This is a genomic window from Methanocella sp. MCL-LM, from assembly GCF_049676595.1.
In the GTDB taxonomy this organism is placed as follows: domain Archaea; phylum Halobacteriota; class Methanocellia; order Methanocellales; family Methanocellaceae; genus Methanocella_A.
This window is the reverse complement of sequence record NZ_CP187259.1, coordinates 124,793-138,399: the sequence shown is the minus strand read 5'-3', so window position 1 is coordinate 138,399 and position 13,607 is coordinate 124,793. Positions and strand designations below refer to the sequence as shown.

Sequence of the window (13,607 nt, the reverse complement as noted above, 5' to 3'; positions counted from 1 at the left end):
GGCACGTCACCACTCATTTTATATTAGTTTTCCGGCCTGCTGATGTCCAGAGCGGCCAGCGCATCGACTATCTGGCCGAGCGACTCGACCTTATAGTCCGGCTCTGCGGAGCGACCGTTGGCGCTATAATATTTGGACGCATACTTCTCGAAGTTGGCCATGTACTTCGTAAACAGAATGGCTTTCCAGCCGCACGCCTTTGCCCCGTAGACGTCGAGCAGCGGGTTATCGCCTACGTGGACGATATTTTCAGGAGCAGACCCCAGGCTTTTCAGGGCTCTGTCGTAGATCTGCCGGCCGGGCTTGATATGCCCGACTTCATCCGAGAACGTCATCGCTGTAAAGCAGCCGGCCAGACCGTACTCACTCAGCACTTCCCGCATCGTCCTTCCCGGAGTCCTGCCCGTATTTGAGATGAGTCCGAGCCTGTAGCCCTGCTCTTTAAGCGTGTTGATGATGTCTGCGGCGCCGTCGACCAGCTTCGGGCGGAAGTCGAGCAAGGCGCAGGAATAGGGGTCTCTGATGATCTCCATCGTGCTGTCGTCAGGCTCCAGGCCCATGCCTTCCAGGAACAGTGCGAGGTGGCCGTCGTTGCTGATGTCCCTTTCGCTCTTCCAGACTGTGGTGAGGCACTCCTCGGTGTAGTCGTAGGCGATCCTGATCTCTTCGCAGGTGCAGGGGTGGCCGTGGTCGCGCAGCGCATCCCGGATGCTCTTCATGCGGTGCATTTTCAGCCGGTCGTCGTAGAATTCGTGGACAACCAGGGTATTCCAAACGTCGAAGGTTACCGTGTCGATCGTCATTAGGGCCTGCTCCTTCAATATTCACCGGTCGAGATATGAGATCGCTTCGGGAATCTGGCTCAGCGCTTCGACCGAGCGGTCCGGCACATGCGGGACATTGATAGCAGGGGTGTAGCGGGTGAAGTGGATGCACTTCATGCCGAACTCTTTCGAGCCCTGCACGTCCAGCAGCGGGTGATCGCCGATGTGGACCGTCCTGGCCGGGGCTGCCCGCAGCTCGTCAAGAGTGGACGAAAAAATACGTCCGTCAGGCTTGAGGTAGCCCGTCTCGTTAGAGAACGTGGTCACCTCGAAGTAGCGCAGGATGCCGAGGCGGTCCATGATCTTTCGCATGGACTTGCCCGGGGTGCGGCCGGTGTTCGAGATCAGCCCGAGCTTTACCCCGGATTTTTTTAGCGAATCCAGCACTTCTCCCGCGCCGTCGACGAGGAACGGCTCGACCTGGAGGACCGCTTCTGCATAAGGCTTCTCAGCCGCTGAGATCAGCTTCGGCGAAGGCTCGATGCCCATGCACTTCAACAGAATTTCAGCCTGCTCCGGCGTGTCGACGTCCAGGTTTTGGGACCATCTTTGCTGCAGGTAGCTTTCCGAGCTGGCGTAAGCCCCGGTGATCGCATCATCTGTTATGGATATACCCTCTGCCTCCAGCGCAGACCTGATGCCTGCCGTGCGGACAGCGCGTAAGCGATCGTCGTAAAGGTGATCGTGGGCTATGAGAGTAAACCAAAGGTCAAAAGTAACTGCCTCTATGCCAGCCATGTTAACTCCACGTATACATTCCAGACGGCAGACATAATATCTTTGTGCAGGGGCGTTAGAAAAATTAAGGTTTCTTTACGGCGGGCGCGAACTTGTCCACGATCTTCCGGGTGTCGTCCTGCAGGCCCGTAACCTCGCCCTGCTCCAGCGCAACCGTTCTCCGGGCTACGCCGATGACCTTGTTGCCGGCGCTCTCCGCCGAATACAGGTGGATGCCCTTGTCTGTTATCGCGTAGTAGTTCCCGGGCTTTTCCTTGTTCAGCTCGTTGAACTTGCCGGACCAGACGGCTGCCTCTTCGTCAGGATCGTTGATGGTGGAGGCGATCACCAGGCCGTCGACAGTAGAAAGGGTAACTGCGTTCAGCCTGTACTTCTTCTCCAGCGCCTCGATGCTCTCCTTCATGGTGCCCTTGACCACTTCGATCGCAGGCGCGGCAGGCTTTTCAGGTGCTATTACAGGCGCTTTTTCAGCCGGCTTCTCCTTCGGGGCGGCCCTGGGCTGCGGTACTGGTTTACCGGCAGGTGCTGGCGCTGCTGCTGGCGTTTCCCGCCCGGAGTACTCCTTTAGTATTCTTACGGCCTCAAGTAACAGCGATGCAAGGCCTCCTGCGAGTACCAGCGCTATCAGAGTAGTAATGGCAAGCTGAGCAGGATCCGACGTGCCCGTAAGGTCGTAAAGGCGGCTTAATACGTCCATGGAATGGTCCACCTGAAAATTACTATCAATCTGGCACGAACCTATTTAAAATATTTCGTTTGGCCAGGTATCATCTGGGGTGCTCAAGCTTATTATAAAATTGAAACCATATGTAAACTAATGGTTGCACTACAATTCATTTTTGCCTCTTTCCCGTCGCAAACAGCCTGTGCCTCACGTGCTCCTCGCCCCGGAAAACCCTGCGCGTCAGCCGGCTTTCCACCCGGGGCTCCAGCCCATCCAGCAGCTCAAGAAGCTCCGCTTCCGAAAAATAGTGATAGATAATCCCGCTCTCCCGCCTGAAAGTATGGGGTTCGATCTCGTTCCCGCCGTACCTCATGTCCTCCCGGCCGAAGCCCTCTATGAAGACCCTTCCGTCCGGCGCCAGCACCCTTCTTATCTCTGCCACGGCCATCTGCCGCTCGGGAGCCAGCAGGTGCTGCAGGACGTCGTAGCACACCACTGCGTCGAACAGATTATCCTTGAACGGAAGGTACCTGGCATCGCCTTCCACCCGGTCACCTTCCCGGATCATCAGGAGGCCCTCCCTCGCCACGTCCATGCCGACCACGTTATAGCCGGCCCGCAAGAGGGGAGCCATGATCTTGCCGCTGCCGCAGCCCACGTCCAGCACCAGTGCCCCGGGCTCCACAGCAGCCTTGATCGGGCCGATATCGTAAGGGCCCCTCCATGTTGCGCTGGAATACTCCTTCTTCCACGCTTTCAGATGCGAAACTTCCATACCCTTAGAACCCCTTTATTTCCTGTGGAACAAGCCCACCGCGAGTATCTCATTATATCAGGTAGCGGAAGAGCTATAAAATGTAGTCGCTAATGCATAGGTGATGTGGCGTGAAATAGCCTACTGGGGTAAAAAGCTGGACGACGCGGGGCTGGTCAGCTCCCGGTTCGGCAACATCAGCGTGAGGACGAAAAACGGATTGCTGATCAAGCGAACCGGCGTCATGCTCGGGAACATCACCGGGCCCGAAGACCTCGTCGAGGTGGGTTTGCACCCCTCGGAGGACGACGAAGACGACTCAAACGAGTCGTACGCATCCACCGAGACGCCCAGCCACCGGGCCATCTACCTGAGCACAAACGCGAAGGCGATCATCCACGCTCACCCGAGGTTCGGCATCGTGGAATCAATACTACAGAAGGACGAGGTCAAGCCACTGGATACAGAAGGCCTGCCTTTTCTGGGTACGATACCCATCATAGATGGTGAAACCGGCACCCAGGTACTGTACGACAACGTCTACAAGCTCTTCGCCACGGGGAAATACAAGGGCGCCCTCAACCGGGGCCACGGCTCTTTCGCGATAGGCGCAGACCTGGCCGACTGTTTCAACACGACCGCCATGATAGAGCACAGCTGCTTCGTGAAGTACCACGTAGACCTGGCAAAGAAATAACAAATCTCGGCCCCGGGGGGCCTCGGTTTTAGATCGCAAAGACGCAAGGGCGCAAAGACGCAAAGAATAATAGAAAAAACTTAGCGCCTTTGCGCCCTTGCGTCTTTGCGATCTAAGAACAAGGCGGCTTGGCGCCGACCTCAGTTCATCATTTGATCTCCAGGTACCTGATGACAATGCGGGCGAACAGGTAAGCTCCCAGGCCGGCGAGCAGGTAAGCCCAGGCGTTGTTCCGCCCGACCAGGCCGGTCATGCCGGACGAGGCCAGGTACATGATGGCGCCCGCATAGATGACCAGCAGGCCTAACATGATCGCGTTGAGCAGACCCAGATGTGGAGACCACCCGGTGCTCTGGCGATAGCCATGCCTTGACTTTCCGAGCTCCCGCCTCATTTCCCGGCAGGTCTTGTCAAAAGGCTCGTTTACCGGGTTGCCGCACTTCGGGCAAAACCTGGCATCTATCGGGATATCGGCTCCGCAGTTCAGACACGTGACCATGGTTACTGATGCCTCTGCTAAATTTCTCAGGCTACATCCGTTTTTACATAGTTATGCAGCACCCATACCTTGATAATATCGCAGCCAGTATCAGGTACAGATTGCGAGGGAGTAGAAATGGCTACGGACAATCCTGTTAACTATTCTGAGGTCTTCGAGGACGTGCTCGAGCGAGGAGAGCGTCTCGTCTGGACCGGGAGGCCCCGGCAGGACTCGATGATGCCCCTGAACCCGAAGTCCACGCTGATCACCGGCGTGGCAGCGCTATTCTCCCTGATGTTCGCCGTACTCGCCGGACTGCTGGTCTACAATACCCTGTACCGGGTGATCGGGGCGGTCCTGGGCCTGATCTTCTGTATCGTGTGCGCCTACGCCACCTTTAACCAGGTCGGCGGAGGCTTCCTGGCCCGGAAGAAAGCTTACTACGCTCTGACGAACCGGCGGGCGCTGGCATTATTCCTGCACAGGGTCCCGGCGCTGGTGGCAGTAGATGTAAGTAACCCCGTCAGGCTGCGCATGTCCTCCGGCGAGAGGGGCACGATCTACTTCGGGGAGGGCGTCATGACATACGTAGGCATGGAGCACGTCCGGGGAGGAAAGAGGCTGTTCGACCTGGCGTTCGAGGATATCGAAGATGCCCGGCAGGTCTACGACCTGATATGCCGGCAGAACCCGGAACGCAGAGGGCCACCGGTGGCTTGAAACGAGTATACTAGCGTGCATTTCCGGTTGTTCGGGCTATCGAAGACAATTACACGAACGCTGCGCTGTGACGCCATATACAAGAGACTGCTTCCAGTCGGTCACGGCGCAGCGATCGTATTGTTGTCCCGCTATACCTAAAGCACTTTCAGTAGCGCCTCGACCATGTCCTCAAAGGTAAACCGCTCCGGCACGACGTCGACCCGGATCCCGCTCTTCTTTAAAAAATCCGCAGTCGGGTGCCCGATCACTGCTACTTTCCTGGAATTGATCTCGCTCTTCAGCCGGTCGAGCACTCCCATGGATTCGCCCATCATGAGCAGGCTTCTCGCCGTCATGGTGCTGGTGAACGTGTAGGCGTCGATGTTGCCTGTCAGGGCCTCCCTGACGAAAGCTGCCTGTTCCTCGCCGCTCAGGGGCACGATATCGTAGACGATGATCTCCCTGACCTTCGCTCCTCCGGCCTCTAGCCCGGAGATCAATACCGGGTTGCCGTGGTCGCTGCGGAGGACCTCGACTCTTTTGCCCTTGAGTTTGGCGCAGAATTCTTCTACGATGCCCTCGCTGGAAAATGTTCCGGGCATCTGGAGGTGGGTGATGCCGCGCTGGTTCAGGACGCTGTTGGTCTTGGGTCCTATCCCGATGACTTCAATGGCGTTAAGCTGCTTCGTCAGCGTTGCCGGGTCCGGTGCCTGGTCGTAGATGAACTGTACCCCGTTCTGGCTGGTGATGATGACCGTGTCCACCTCGCCTGCCTCTAACCGTTTGAAAAAGGCTTCGAGGGCGCCATCGTTGCGGGGGATCATCTCCATCATGGGCACAGGCACGGCCTCCAGGCCTTTCTCTTTCAGGACCCTGACTGTATCCGGCAGGAACTTTCTCGGCCGCGTCACCGCCACCCGCTTCATGCCCCGGACACCTCGTGTACGCCGGGCACCTCGTGTACGCCGAGCACCTCGTGCATCTTCACGACGTCGCCGACTACCACTATTGCCGGCGCTTCAACCCCTCTCTTCTCAGCGAGGTCCACTATCGTCGTCAGGGTGCCGACGGTGATGCGCTGTCCGGGGGTGGTGCCTTTCTCTACGATGGCGACCGGGGTATCGGCAGCTTTGCCGTTGTCGAGAAGTGCCTGTACGTTGTCTCTGAGGCGGCTGACGCCCATGAGGATGACAAGGGTGCCGTTCATCGCGGCCAGCGATTTGAAGTTCAGCGCACTCTCTCCTTTGGTGGGGTCCTCGTGCCCTGTGATGAAGGTCACGGAGGAGGCCAGGTCCCGGTGGGTCACGGGTATGCTGGCGGCTGCTGGCGCTGCGATAGCCGAGCTGATGCCGGGCACGACTTCGAAGTCTATGTTGTTCTTCGCCAGCTCTTCCGCCTCTTCTCCTCCCCTGCCGAACACGTAGGGGTCGCCGCCTTTCAGCCGGGCGACGACCTTGTGCTTCTTCGCCTGCTCTACCAGCATCCGGTTCATCTCTTCCTGCGGCACAGTATGCTTGTCGGCCCTCTTGCCCACGTCGATCAGTTCCGCTTCAGGGTTGAAGTACTGCCTGATGCCAGGTCCCACTAACGCGTCGTACAGGATAACGTCCGCCTGCCCCAGGATTCTTACGGCTTTCAGCGTGATCAGCTCTGGGTCGCCCGGGCCGCCGCCGATGAGGTACACTTTACCAGCAGTCGTCGTCATCACTTGTTCAGCTCCTTGCGGGCCGCGTCGGCCAGCGTCAGGCCGCCGGACAGGGCGAGCCTTTCGGCCACGCGCTTCGCGTGCTCCTCGCACCCGGCCACGGGGATGGTGTCCCTGACCCTGACCTGCTGCTTGCCGTCGAGGGAGAGCACTTCGCAGATCACGTCCAGCTCGTCCCCTACCCTCGTCGCGTAGACGCCCATGGGCACCACGCAGCCGCCGTCGAGCCCGGCGGCGATGATCCGCTCCACCCTCGTCTCGATCCAGGTGGTCTCATCATTCAGCTTCTTTACCGCGTCGGCCTCCGGGGAGCCCTGTCTGGCCACGATGGCGATGACTCCCTGGTTGGCCGCAGGCACGAAATTATAGGGATCGAGGCGTTCGGTCTTCAGGTCCATGCCCAGCCGGATCAGCCCGGCCTCGGCGAGGAGGATGGCGTCATACTCTCCTTCCTGAAGCTTGCGCAGCCGGGTGTCCACGTTGCCCCGGATGTCCTTCGTGGTCAGCCCGGGGTAGTGGCGGTAGATCATGGCGGCCCTGCGGGTGCTCGAAGTGCCCACTACGGCCCCTTTCGGCAGGTCTGCCAGCCGTTCTGCGTTTCTGATTACGGCCACGTCCAGCGCGGATTCCCGCTTGAGGACTGCGGCGGTCACAAGGCCCTCTGGGCGTACCGTGGGGATGTCCTTGAGGCTGTGGACGGCCACGTCGATCTCGTTCTTTATTAGTAAGTCGTCGATCTCCCTGACGAAAGCCCCATAGCCCTTCATCATGTATAGCGGGCTGTCCTTCTGGACGTCGCCGGAGGTCTTGACGATCGTGATCGTGGCTTCCACTCCCTGCCCTTTGAGCAGGCGGCGGACTTTTTCCGCCTGGGCTAGTGCCAGCTTGCTTCCCCTGGTTCCTATCCTCATCGCAATGCTCCTATTTCACCACAGCCAGCGACTTCTTGCAGGCCGTCACTATCTGCTCCATGTCGGCCTGGGAGTGGGCCAGCGACAGAAAGTTGGTCTCGAACTGGGAGGGCGGGAAGAACACGCCGTTCTGCAGCATGTGCTGCCAGAATTTCATGAACCTGACCTTGTCCGCCTTCAGCGCCTGCTCGTAGTTCTCGGGCTGGGGCCCGAAGAACAGCTGGAACATGGAAGCGATGCCTGTCGGAGTCACCTGGTCCTCCATCTTGAGGCCCCGGACGACGTCGTTGAGGGACTGCCACAGCGCCCTGCCCTTCGCGTTCACCTTGTGGTGGACGTTCTCCTTCTCCAGTACCTCGACCGTGGCCATTCCGGCCGTAAGCGACAGAGGGTTGCCATTGTAAGTCCCGGCCTGGTAGACTCCTCCCTGCGGCGCCACGGTCTCCATGATGTCCTTCCGCCCGCCGAAAACGCCGATGGGCAGGCCGCCGCCCGCGATCTTGCCCAGCGTGGTGAGGTCGGGCTCGACGCCGTAGTAGCCCTGGGCGCCGAAGATGCTGATCCTGAAACCGGTGATGACCTCATCGAAGATAAGCAGCACGTCGTGTTCCTTGGTCACGTTCCTCACAGCCCGCAGGTACATGTCCTTGGGCAGGATGGGCCCCATGTTGCCCATGACCGGCTCCATGATGAGGCAGGCGATCTCGCCTTCGTGCGCCGAGAGGGTTTCCTCCAGGGCCTGGATGTCGTTGTACGGCACCTGCAAGGTGTTCTTAGCCACGTCGACGGGGACGCCGAGCGAGTCGGGGACTCCGATGGTGGCGGCGCCCGAGCCGGCCTTGACCAGTACGGCATCGTGGGCACCGTGGAAGCCTCCCTCGATCTTGACGATCTTATCCCGGCCGGTGAAGCCCCGGGCCGCCCGGATCGCGCCCATCGTGGCCTCGGTGCCGGTGTTCACGAACCGCAGCATCTGCATGCCCGGGTAGTACGTCTTGATCTTTCTGGCGTACTCCACCTCGGCCTCGCTGGGCGTGCCGTAGAGGCAGCCGCTTTCCAGCTGCTTCGTGATCGCCTCTCTGACCGCGGGGTGCCCGTGGCCGAGGATGAGGGGCCCGTAGGCGAGGCAACAGTCTACGTACTGGTTGCCATCTACATCGGTGATGTGGCTGCCGCTGGCGGATTTAGTGAAGAAGGGGAACGGCTTGATCGCCCTGACCGGGCTGGACACGCCGCCCGGGAAGAGCGTCTTTGCCTCCTGGTATAGCTGCGCTGACTGATCCTGCATCAAAAAGATTACCTCTGTAACTGTTCTTGCTTTAGTGTAAAACCATCCTTTTATACAATCATTTCCCCATAGCCCCAAGCCTGGGAGCGATCTCTTTCGCGAAGTAGGTGATGATCATGTCGGCCCCTGCCCGGCGCATGGACAGCAGCGTCTCTCTGGCGACCTTCTCGCCGTCCAGCCACCCGTTGGCGGCCGCCGCTTTGATCATGGCGTACTCGCCGCTCACGTTATATGCTGCTACCGGCACCCGGAACTCGGACTTGACCCGGTAAATAATGTCTAAATAGGATAACGCGGGCTTGACCATGACGATGTCCGCACCTTCCTCGAGGTCTAGGGCTACTTCCCTTATCGCCTCGTCCGAATTCGCCGGATCCATCTGGTACGTCGACCGGTCGAAGCCCTGGCACCCCGATGAGGCTGCTTCCCTGAACGGGCCGTAGGCGGCCGAGGCGTACTTGGCCGCGTAGGACATGATGATCGTGTCTTTCAGGCTGTGAAAGTCCAGCTCGCTCCTTATAGCGTGGACCATGCCATCCATCATGCCCGAGGGGGCGACCACGTCTGCGCCAGCCCTGGCATAGTTGACGGCGGTCTTAGCGATGATGTCCAGAGTGGCGTCGTTGTCGACCGTGTGGTTCTTGATCGGCCCGCAGTGGCCGTGCGTGGTGTACTCGCACAGGCACACGTCTGCGATAACTAAAAGATCCCTGTTCCGGCGCTTGATCGCTTTGATCGACTGCTCTATCACATTGCCGGAAGCGTACGCGCTGTCGCCGGTGGCATCCTTGTGCTCCGGTATGCCGAACAGGATGACGGCGGGTATGCCCAGCTTTGCGATCTCGTCCGCCTCCGCTTCGAGGTCGGCGAGAGGCAGCCTCTCTATGCCTGGCATGGAGCCTATTGGCTTGCGTTCCTCAGCGCTCTCGTCCACGAAAATGGGGCAGATCAGGTCTTTGACGTCGAGCGAAGTTTCGCTGACCATGTCCCTGATGAGCTTAGTCTGTCTTAGACGCCTTAGTCTTGTTACCGGGTATCCCATTGCTCTCTTCCACCCACAGGTCGAATAGCTCCTCCGCACGGCGGAGGCAGTCCTCGTCGCACCGCTCGGCAGCCCGCTTGAGCTGCCGGGTCGGGGCGGCCAGTATCTTGTTGGTCAGGGCCAGTGAAAAGTCGTGGAGGATACTGATCTGCTGCTCAGTCAGCTCTCCCGCGGTGTTCAGGCGGGTCACTGCCCTGCGGAGTTCCGCCGCCCTGATGTGATCGGTACGCTGGTACAGGCCCCCGATGACCTTATCGGCATAAAGGCGCCTGATGTCCCGCTGAAGCAGAACCAGCTCTTCTTCGATAATCGTTTCTACTTTTACTGTCTCGCCCTGCCTGCGCCTCATGCTGGCTTCGTTGATCTGCCGCAGGCTGTCGATATTATACAGCATAGCCCCGGGCACCTCGCCCACTGTCTCCTCGACGTTACGGGGATTGGTGATGTCGATGAAGATGAGGGGCTTCTCGCTCTTGCACTGCTCCACCATCTTCCTCGTGATGATGAGGTGAGGGGCGCCTGTGGCGCAGATCACTACTTCGGCGCTGCCCATGTAGTCGCATAAGCGCTCCAGCCTGATGGCGACGCCCTGCAGGCTCGATGCCAGTTTCTCCGCCTGCTCAAAGGTGCGGTTGGCGACGTATATCGCCCGGAGGCTCTTCTCTGCCATCGCGTTAGCCACGAGGGTGCCCATCTCCCCGGCGCCGACGACAAGGATAGTCCTGCCACGCAGATCGCCTAACAGCGACTCGGCCAGCTCTACAGCCGCCGACCCGATCGAGACCGAGCCCTTGTTGATCTCTGTCTCACTGCGGGCGCGGGTGCCCACGTGGATCGATTTAAGGATGGCCGTAGAAAGTACCGGGCCTAAAGTCCCGAGCCGCTGAGCTTGCAACAGCGCTGTCTTCAGCTGCCCCATAATCTGGTCCTCGCCCACGATCATGGATTCCAGGCCGCAGGCCAGCCTGAGCAGCCCTCGCAGGCACTCATCCCCGGCCTTGATCTCTGCGAGCTCCAGGGGCATGCCCTCGGTACGGGCAAAGCCGGTGAGATCATCCACAGCCTCCGCCACCGCGTAGATTTCCACCCGGTTGCAGGTTTGCAGCAGCACGGCTTCCGATACCCCGGGCAGGGAGATGAGCCTGAGCATCGCCACATCCGGGTCCCGGAAGCGGGCGTGCTCGATGCCGTCGATGCCCGCGTGCCTGTGGTTGACCGAGATGCTGCAAACCTGAGCCATGTGATCACTTTTTACGTATAATCATATGATATAGTAACACTTTTACTTAGTTTCTTAGCACTTCAACCCGATAAAGCTTGCGCAGTAAAAGATTGCCGGTAGCATACTTTCGAGCCGGGGACCGTCAATCAATATATGCAACTTGTTGAAAATTAGTTATGCTTACTGTATCAGAGCAGATCTCCATGAAACAATGTAAATATCAGATAAATCCCTGGCCCATCCCTTATGAGACATACGCTTACGTGAAACTGACCGAAAGGGCCGCTACCATCGTATTCGACAAGCTGGGCCCCGGCCTGAAGGAAAAATCCTACGAGAAGTGCCTGGCCAGGGAACTGGGTAAAAAGGGCCTGACAGTAAGGAGGCAGGTAAACCTGCCGGTCATCTACGACGGTGAAAGTATCGGCGATACTTACCGGGTCGATCTGCTGCTCGAAGACGACCTGATCATCGAGGTGAAAGCGGTCGATAAGATCATCCCCTTGCATTACCTGCAGGTTCGGACGTACCTGAGGATCTACAACAAACGCGTCGGCATGCTGATCAATTTCAATTGCGAGGACATCGCAGACGGCCTGAAGAGGGTCGTTATCCACTAGGTGCTATGGTCTCTTCTCTTTTATCCGCATCAGCGCCAGCGTCAGGGCATCGTCGTACGACGTCTTCATTGCCTCCCAGACGGCCGGAGTCTTCAGGACGTCCCACAGCAGCCGCTCCCTGTCCTTCTGCTCGGGCATGACCTTCTTCAGGACTTCCCTCACGTCCGCCTGCAGCCTCACCATGTCCGCCATCTCCGCTCCCAGCGACGCATCCAGCCGCTGCCGCAGATATTTAGACATGGCCGGGCTCTTACCCCCGGTGGCGATGGCGATCGAAATGTCCCCTCTCGTAATCCTCGAGGGCAGGATCACCCCCGACTCCCCGTGCGCCGAATTAACCAGAATCCCGGCACCCTGCGCTTCCCGTACCACGGCCTCGTTGAACGCCTCGTCCCCGGTGGCCGCAATAACAAAAAAGGCACCGGCGATCAGCTCTCCGATCTCCTCCGGGGCGACGGCCTTCTGAACTCGGGTGATGCCGCTCATCGCCTCAAGCACGGGGGTAAACGTCGGGCTGACTACAGTCACCTCTGCCACACCGGCAAAGTACTGTGCTTTCCGTTCCCCGACCCCTCCCCCGCCGAAGATGACCACCTTCCGGCCTTTGAAGTCGATATAGAGGGGCAGGTAATCGCTCATACATCATAGATTGCGGGAAGTTGGACAAAAAGGTTTGGGCGCTGACAACGATAGCAAATCGGATTATCACCACGGCGGCACTACGGCACAGAGACAGAGCGAGATACGATCGTGAGATCAAATGTTTGAACCACGGCGGCACGGCGGCACGGAGACAACCCGTACCCGAATAGCAAGGCTCCTTTTTTTATTGAACCACGGCGGCACGGCGGACTGAGGGCACAGAGACAATCCGTCTCTTGTTACTATACTGGAGCAACTTGGAATCACCATAAAAAGTAGTTTACCTATCATGTGATTGTAATGATATATTGAAACACCCGGCCAGTAAATCATTATTGGGTAAGGGGCTGTCTCTGTGTCGCCGTGGACTGAAAAAGGAGTTCAATACTATCGGTACGCCATTGTCTCTGTGTCGCTGTGCCGCCGTGGTTCGAGTTACCACCCGGTTATTGCAAGTCGCACTGTCTCTGTGTCGCTGTGCCGCCGTGGTTTAAACATTTGCTTTCCAGCTGGTATAATACGGAGCCAGCCGCTGTGGTTGATATTACCAGTTGGTTTGTTTTAAGTCGGTCTGTCTCCGTGTCGTTGTGGTAAATTCGACAGTTACTCTAGCGCAGCCACTCGACCATGCTCGGCTGGAGCTTGGCGGTGTCCTGGTAGAATCGGGCGTAGATGAAGGTGACGGCGACGCTCATGGTGAACACGGCCCAGGGGATGGTGACGAAGAGGGCCATGGCGACCACTCCTATGGCGGCGATGGCGGCGGACGAGGCGATGGCGACGAGGAACCCTTCGGGGTTGTACATGATGAAGCCGATGACCTTTTTGATGTTGACCGCTTTGCGCACGCTGCCGGTGCTGGCGTACAGCACCCACGAGGCGAAAAAGATGACGGCGAGGGCGGCGGCTGCGATGGCCATGGTGATCACCAGCAGGATGGTGCTGACCAGCAGCAGGAAGGTCAGCTGAGTGTAGCTGAACACCAGCACCGGTATGCCGGGTATCGCCACGATGAGGACGTATACTGCGGCGTAGCCGACGAAGACGAGGGTCATGCGCAGCCCGTCCACGAACATCTGGCCGATGTCCACCCATTCGGGCAGCACTCCGTTGCCCCTTACGATCTCCCGCATGCACCGGGTCACGAAGCCCAGGAAGAACGGCAGTCCGATCACCAGAAACGACAGCGCCACGACGATGCCCCCGACCAGGAGCGAGGCCAGGTTGGAAAGAGCGTACTTTCCGGCCATCAGGATGGTCTCCAGCAGGTCGTTGTTTGGGGCCATGGTACTACTACATAGGGTGCAGGCGGTAAAA

The 13,607-nt window shown here is 58.7% G+C and carries 16 protein-coding genes; 3 read left to right on the top strand and 13 right to left on the bottom strand.

Translation table 11 applies throughout. The features are described 5' to 3' along the window. Nucleotides 1–23: 23 nt before the first annotated feature. The 4 genes from ACPLPM_RS00725 to ACPLPM_RS00710 all read right to left on the bottom strand — a co-directional run bounded on the left by ACPLPM_RS00725 (nt 24) and on the right by ACPLPM_RS00710 (nt 3,001). On the bottom strand, nt 24–803 hold the full coding sequence (locus ACPLPM_RS00725) for an HAD family hydrolase (RefSeq protein ID WP_424358319.1): 780 nt from the start codon (nt 801–803) through the stop codon (nt 24–26). Between the two features lie 21 nt (nt 804–824). Next, on the bottom strand, nt 825–1,562 hold the full coding sequence (locus ACPLPM_RS00720; RefSeq protein WP_424358318.1) for an HAD family hydrolase: 738 nt from the start codon (nt 1,560–1,562) through the stop codon (nt 825–827). Between the two features lie 64 nt (nt 1,563–1,626). Beyond that, nucleotides 1,627–2,259 carry a hypothetical protein gene (locus tag ACPLPM_RS00715; RefSeq protein WP_424358317.1) on the bottom strand — a complete coding sequence of 211 codons (633 nt, stop codon included), beginning with the start codon at nt 2,257–2,259 and terminating at the stop codon, nt 1,627–1,629. 136 nt (nt 2,260–2,395) lie between these two features. Next, on the bottom strand, nt 2,396–3,001 hold the full coding sequence (locus ACPLPM_RS00710; RefSeq protein ID WP_424358316.1) for a class I SAM-dependent methyltransferase: 606 nt from the start codon (nt 2,999–3,001) through the stop codon (nt 2,396–2,398). A 103-nt stretch (nt 3,002–3,104) separates the two neighbouring features. Here ACPLPM_RS00710 and ACPLPM_RS00705 point away from each other — a divergent pair, with 103 nt between their 5' ends. Then, entirely contained in the window at nt 3,105–3,677 is a 573-nt protein-coding gene (locus ACPLPM_RS00705; protein ID WP_424358315.1) for an aldolase, read from the top strand. Between the two features lie 148 nt (nt 3,678–3,825). Here ACPLPM_RS00705 and ACPLPM_RS00700 read toward each other — a convergent pair whose 3' ends face one another. Then, on the bottom strand, nt 3,826–4,176 hold the full coding sequence (locus ACPLPM_RS00700) for a zinc ribbon domain-containing protein (protein ID WP_424358314.1): 351 nt from the start codon (nt 4,174–4,176) through the stop codon (nt 3,826–3,828). A gap of 117 nt (nt 4,177–4,293) precedes the next feature. Here ACPLPM_RS00700 and ACPLPM_RS00695 point away from each other — a divergent pair, with 117 nt between their 5' ends. Next, nucleotides 4,294–4,878: a hypothetical protein gene (locus ACPLPM_RS00695; RefSeq protein WP_424358313.1), complete on the top strand. Its 585-nt coding sequence runs from the start codon at nt 4,294–4,296 to the stop codon at nt 4,876–4,878. A gap of 137 nt (nt 4,879–5,015) precedes the next feature. Here ACPLPM_RS00695 and ACPLPM_RS00690 read toward each other — a convergent pair whose 3' ends face one another. Genes ACPLPM_RS00690 through hemA form a run of 6 tightly spaced genes read right to left on the bottom strand, consistent with a single transcriptional unit; the run spans nt 5,016 to nt 11,046 of the window. Beyond that, entirely contained in the window at nt 5,016–5,786 is a 771-nt protein-coding gene (locus tag ACPLPM_RS00690; protein ID WP_424358312.1) for a uroporphyrinogen-III synthase, read from the bottom strand. Continuing rightward, nucleotides 5,783–6,565, bottom strand: coding sequence for a uroporphyrinogen-III C-methyltransferase (gene cobA, locus ACPLPM_RS00685; protein WP_424358311.1), 783 nt, complete (start codon nt 6,563–6,565; stop codon nt 5,783–5,785). The genes ACPLPM_RS00690 and cobA overlap by 4 nt, the downstream gene beginning before the upstream one ends. Then, the gene (hemC, locus tag ACPLPM_RS00680; protein WP_424358310.1) at nt 6,565–7,476 is read right to left on the bottom strand and encodes a hydroxymethylbilane synthase; all 912 of its coding nucleotides are present in this window, start codon (nt 7,474–7,476) and stop codon (nt 6,565–6,567) included. Before hemC ends, cobA begins: the two co-directional genes overlap by 1 nt. A 10-nt stretch (nt 7,477–7,486) precedes the next feature. Further along, complete coding sequence (hemL, locus tag ACPLPM_RS00675) at nt 7,487–8,767, bottom strand: glutamate-1-semialdehyde 2,1-aminomutase (protein WP_424358309.1); 1,281 nt, start codon at nt 8,765–8,767, stop codon at nt 7,487–7,489. Nucleotides 8,768–8,822: 55 nt separating this feature from the next. Beyond that, on the bottom strand, nt 8,823–9,806 hold the full coding sequence (gene hemB / locus ACPLPM_RS00670) for a porphobilinogen synthase (protein ID WP_424358308.1): 984 nt from the start codon (nt 9,804–9,806) through the stop codon (nt 8,823–8,825). After that, nucleotides 9,763–11,046 carry a glutamyl-tRNA reductase gene (gene hemA / locus ACPLPM_RS00665; protein ID WP_424358307.1) on the bottom strand — a complete coding sequence of 428 codons (1,284 nt, stop codon included), beginning with the start codon at nt 11,044–11,046 and terminating at the stop codon, nt 9,763–9,765. Before hemA ends, hemB begins: the two co-directional genes overlap by 44 nt. A 185-nt stretch (nt 11,047–11,231) precedes the next feature. Between hemA and ACPLPM_RS00660 the strand changes: the two genes are divergently transcribed. Next, complete coding sequence (locus ACPLPM_RS00660; protein ID WP_424358306.1) at nt 11,232–11,648, top strand: GxxExxY protein; 417 nt, start codon at nt 11,232–11,234, stop codon at nt 11,646–11,648. 3 nt (nt 11,649–11,651) lie between these two features. On the opposite strand, the gene ACPLPM_RS00655 is transcribed toward ACPLPM_RS00660, so the two are convergent. Together ACPLPM_RS00655 and ACPLPM_RS00650 are read right to left on the bottom strand one after the other, a co-directional pair. Further along, a complete protein-coding gene (locus ACPLPM_RS00655; RefSeq protein WP_424358305.1) occupies nt 11,652–12,287 on the bottom strand; it encodes a precorrin-2 dehydrogenase/sirohydrochlorin ferrochelatase family protein in 636 nt (211 codons plus the stop codon). Between the two features lie 611 nt (nt 12,288–12,898). Next, nucleotides 12,899–13,576 (bottom strand): DUF4013 domain-containing protein, encoded by a 678-nt coding sequence (locus ACPLPM_RS00650; RefSeq protein WP_424358304.1) that lies wholly within the window; start codon nt 13,574–13,576, stop codon nt 12,899–12,901. Nucleotides 13,577–13,607 lie beyond the last annotated feature (31 nt).

Excerpts from the sequence above, each read along its gene's own strand:
- ACPLPM_RS00725 (WP_424358319.1), bottom strand. The coding sequence starts at position 803 with ATGACGATCGACACGGTAACCTTCGACGTTTGGAATACCCTGGTTGTC.
- ACPLPM_RS00720 (WP_424358318.1), bottom strand. The coding sequence starts at position 1,562 with ATGGCTGGCATAGAGGCAGTTACTTTTGACCTTTGGTTTACTCTCATA.
- ACPLPM_RS00715 (WP_424358317.1), bottom strand. The coding sequence starts at position 2,259 with ATGGACGTATTAAGCCGCCTTTACGACCTTACGGGCACGTCGGATCCT.
- ACPLPM_RS00710 (WP_424358316.1), bottom strand. The coding sequence starts at position 3,001 with ATGGAAGTTTCGCATCTGAAAGCGTGGAAGAAGGAGTATTCCAGCGCA.
- ACPLPM_RS00705 (WP_424358315.1), top strand. The coding sequence starts at position 3,105 with ATGTGGCGTGAAATAGCCTACTGGGGTAAAAAGCTGGACGACGCGGGG.
- ACPLPM_RS00700 (WP_424358314.1), bottom strand. The coding sequence starts at position 4,176 with ATGGTCACGTGTCTGAACTGCGGAGCCGATATCCCGATAGATGCCAGG.
- ACPLPM_RS00695 (WP_424358313.1), top strand. The coding sequence starts at position 4,294 with ATGGCTACGGACAATCCTGTTAACTATTCTGAGGTCTTCGAGGACGTG.
- ACPLPM_RS00690 (WP_424358312.1), bottom strand. The coding sequence starts at position 5,786 with ATGAAGCGGGTGGCGGTGACGCGGCCGAGAAAGTTCCTGCCGGATACA.
- cobA (WP_424358311.1), bottom strand. The coding sequence starts at position 6,565 with ATGACGACGACTGCTGGTAAAGTGTACCTCATCGGCGGCGGCCCGGGC.
- hemC (WP_424358310.1), bottom strand. The coding sequence starts at position 7,476 with ATGAGGATAGGAACCAGGGGAAGCAAGCTGGCACTAGCCCAGGCGGAA.
- hemB (WP_424358308.1), bottom strand. The coding sequence starts at position 9,806 with ATGGGATACCCGGTAACAAGACTAAGGCGTCTAAGACAGACTAAGCTC.
- hemA (WP_424358307.1), bottom strand. The coding sequence starts at position 11,046 with ATGGCTCAGGTTTGCAGCATCTCGGTCAACCACAGGCACGCGGGCATC.
- ACPLPM_RS00660 (WP_424358306.1), top strand. The coding sequence starts at position 11,232 with ATGAAACAATGTAAATATCAGATAAATCCCTGGCCCATCCCTTATGAG.
- ACPLPM_RS00655 (WP_424358305.1), bottom strand. The coding sequence starts at position 12,287 with ATGAGCGATTACCTGCCCCTCTATATCGACTTCAAAGGCCGGAAGGTG.
- ACPLPM_RS00650 (WP_424358304.1), bottom strand. The coding sequence starts at position 13,576 with ATGGCCCCAAACAACGACCTGCTGGAGACCATCCTGATGGCCGGAAAG.